We start from the raw sequence: 3,365 nt of genomic DNA on the forward strand, positions 1-3,365 counted from the left end.
CGCTGGTGGGACGGCTGGTGGCCGTGGTCCGGCGACCCCGGTGGAGGAGGTTCTGTGCGGGCTGTTCGCCGAGGTGCTGGGCCTGGACCGGGTCGGTGCGGAGGTGTCGTTCTTCGAACTGGGTGGTGACTCGCTCCTCGCGATGCGGTTGATCGCCCGGGTACGTTCCGTCCTCGACACCGAAGTCAGCATCCGGGATCTGTTCACCGCCGCCACCGTGGCGGGACTGGCCGGTCTGATCGACGAGACGGACAGTGAGACCCGTATCGCGCTCACGCGCCGGGAACGGCCGGAGGCAGTACCCCTCTCCTACGCGCAGCAGCGGATGTGGTTCCTCAACCGGCTCGATGAAACCGACTCGGCTGCGGACGCCGCCTACAACCTGCCGTTGACTCTGCGGCTCTCCGGAGCGCTGGATGTCGCCGCGCTGGAGGCGGCTCTCGGCGATGTGGCCGACCGGCACGAGAGCCTGCGGACCGTCTTCCCCGAGACCGACGGCGCACCGCGTCAGCACATCCTCGAAGGCGCCGACGGACGACCTCCGCTCATCGTGGTCGAGACCACGGAGAGCCAACTCGAAGAAGTCGTGACCGCCCACTCCGCCCGAGGCTTCGACGTGAGCGTCGACCTCCCCTGGCGGACCTGGCTGCTGGTGACCGGGCCTTCGGAGTACGTCCTGCTCATCGTTGCGCATCACATCGCGGTGGACGGCTGGTCGATGGGCGCGCTCTCGCGCGACCTGGGCACGGCCTACACCGCCCGCCACGAAGGCCGGTCCCCGGGCTGGGAGCCGCTGCCGGTGCAGTACGCGGACTACGCGCTCTGGCAGCGCGAAGTCCTCGGTGACCTGGACGACCCCGACAGTCTGATCTCCAGTCAGATCAGCCACTGGCGGGAGGCGCTGGAAGGTGCGCCGGAGGAGCTGAGGCTCCCGGGCGACCGGGCGCGGCCACCGATGCCGTCGTTCGAAGGCCGTACGGTCCCCCTGCATGTGGGCCCCGAGGCGCACGCCGGTCTGGTGGAGGTCGCCGGGCGCGGCCGGGCCACCATGTTCATGGTCGCGCATGCCGCACTGGCCGTGCTCCTCTCCCGGATGGGCGCGGGCGAGGACATCCCCCTCGGCACCCCGATCGCAGGCCGAGGCGACGCGGCCCTGGACGACCTGGCGGGCTTCTTCGTCAACACCCTCGTCCTCCGCGCCGACCTCAGCGGCGACCCGACCTTCACCGAGGTGGTGAGTCGGGTGCGAGAGACGGATCTGTCCGCCTATGCGCATCAGGATGTGCCGTTCGAGCGGCTTGTGGATGTGCTGAGTCCGGTTCGTTCGCTCTCCCGGAACCCGCTGTTCCAGGTGATGCTGGCGCTCCAGAACGTCCCGGAGGCGCGCTGGGAACTGCCCGGCCTTGAGGTCGCGCCCCTGCCGCCCGCATCGGAGCTGGCTGCCAGGTTCGACCTCTCCGTCACCTTCGTTGAAGAGCGGGATGCGGATGGTGGTCCTGCGGGTATCGGTGGCGGGATTCTGTATGCGACGGATCTGTTCGACGCGGTGACGGTTGAGGGTTTGGCGCGGCGTTTGGGTCGGGTGCTGGAGCAGGTGGCGGCTGATCCTGATGTTCGGCTGAGTGAGATCGCGGTGCTGGACGAGGCCGAGCGGTCGCGGGTGGTGTCGGAGTGGAACGACACCGTGCTGCCGGTCGAGGCGGACACGTTCCTGGAGCTGTTCGCTGAGCGGGTCGCGAGCGCGCCTGAGGTGCCGGCGGTTCGGTCGGGTGCGGACGTGCTGTCGTACGGGGAGCTGGACGCCCGGTCGAATCGCCTGGCGCATGCCCTGGTTGATGCGGGTGTGGGTCGGGAGCGGGTGGTGGGTCTGTGCCTGCCGCGCGGGGTCGACATGGTGGTGGCGCTGCTCGCGGTCTGGAAGGCCGGCGGGGCGTACGTACCGCTCGACCCGGAGTATCCGTCCGACCGGCTCGCGTACATGGTCGCGGACAGCGGTGCAATGCTCGTCCTGGGGACGGAGATTCCCGGGATCGACGCGCCCGTCGTGCGCCTGGACGAGATCGAAGCCGGCTCTTCCGAGCCGCTCGGCGTGAGCGTGAGCCCGGAGCAGCTCGCGTACGTCATTTACACGTCGGGTTCGACGGGTCGTCCGAAGGGTGTGGCGCTCGCGCACGGCGGGGTGGCGAACCTCGCGCTCGCGATGCGAACCGCCCTCGGCATGGACGAAGGGGTGGTGGCGCTTCAGTTCGCGTCCTTCAGTTTCGACGCGGCTGTGCTGGATGTGGCGGTGACGTTGGCCGCTGGTGGGACGCTGGCGATCGCATCGGGTGAGGAGCGCCGTGAGCCGGAGGCGTTGGCGGAGATGATCCGCACTTCGGGTGTCGAGGTGGCGAGCGTCGTCCCGTCTCTGCTGGGTGTCCTGGACCCGGCGGCGGTGCCCGGGGTGCGGAACTGGGTCCTCGGTGCTGAGCGGCTCAATGCCGATCTGGCGAGTCGGTGGCTCGCTGGTTCGCGGGTGTGGAACACCTATGGTCCGACCGAGGCGACCGTCATCACCACCGCCGTTCCGCTGGACGCCGGGATGACCCCCGACGATCAGCCTCCGGCCATCGGAAGCCCGATCGGCAACGCCCGGGTGTTCGTCCTGGACGACTTCCTCCAGCCCGTTCCGGTCGGTGTGACGGGTGAGCTGTACGTCGCCGGTGACGGCCTGGCCCGGGGCTATGCGGGCCGTGCGGATCTGACGGCTGAGCGTTTTGTGGCGAGCCCGTTCGGCGGGCGGATGTACCGCTCGGGTGACCTGGCCCGCTGGAGTGCGGACGGTCAGCTCTGGTTCGCCGGGCGTGCGGATGAGCAGGTGAAGATCCGTGGCTTCCGCGTTGAGCCGGGCGAGGTCGAGTCGGTCCTCGCCGCGCACGAGAGTGTGGCTCAGGTCGCGGTGATCGTCCGTGAGGACCGGCCGGGTGACAAGCGCCTGGTCGCCTACGCCGTACCCACGACCGCCGACAGCATCGACAGCTTCGACATCGAGGCGCTCAAGCGGTTCGCGGGAGAGCGGCTGCCGGAGTACATGGTCCCGGCGAACGTCCTCGTCCTGGACGCCCTCCCGCTGACCGTCAACGGCAAACTCGACAAGGCCGCCCTCCCGGCCCCCGACGCCGGTGAGACCGGTGGGCGTACTCCGGTGACTCCGGTGGAGGAGACGCTGTGCGCGCTGTTCGCCGAGGTGCTGGGGCTTGAGCGGGTCAGTGCCGATGGTTCGTTCTTCGAGCTGGGTGGCGACTCGATCATGTCGATGCTGCTGGTGTCGAGTGCCCGTAAGGCGGGGCTCGTCATCACCGCGCGCCAGGTGTTTGAGCGGCAGA

Annotated in this window: 1 protein-coding gene; it reads left to right on the forward strand. The window is 69.4% G+C overall.

What is annotated here, in order from left to right:
* Positions 1 to 40 precede the first annotated feature (40 nt).
* Positions 41 to 3,365 (forward strand): non-ribosomal peptide synthetase (locus IE247_RS33820; RefSeq protein WP_190127202.1); only part of this gene is annotated, 3,325 nt, incomplete at its 3' end.

The sequence above is a fragment of the Streptomyces inusitatus genome (assembly GCF_014651115.1).
GTDB classification, from domain to species: domain Bacteria; phylum Actinomycetota; class Actinomycetes; order Streptomycetales; family Streptomycetaceae; genus Streptomyces; species Streptomyces amakusaensis.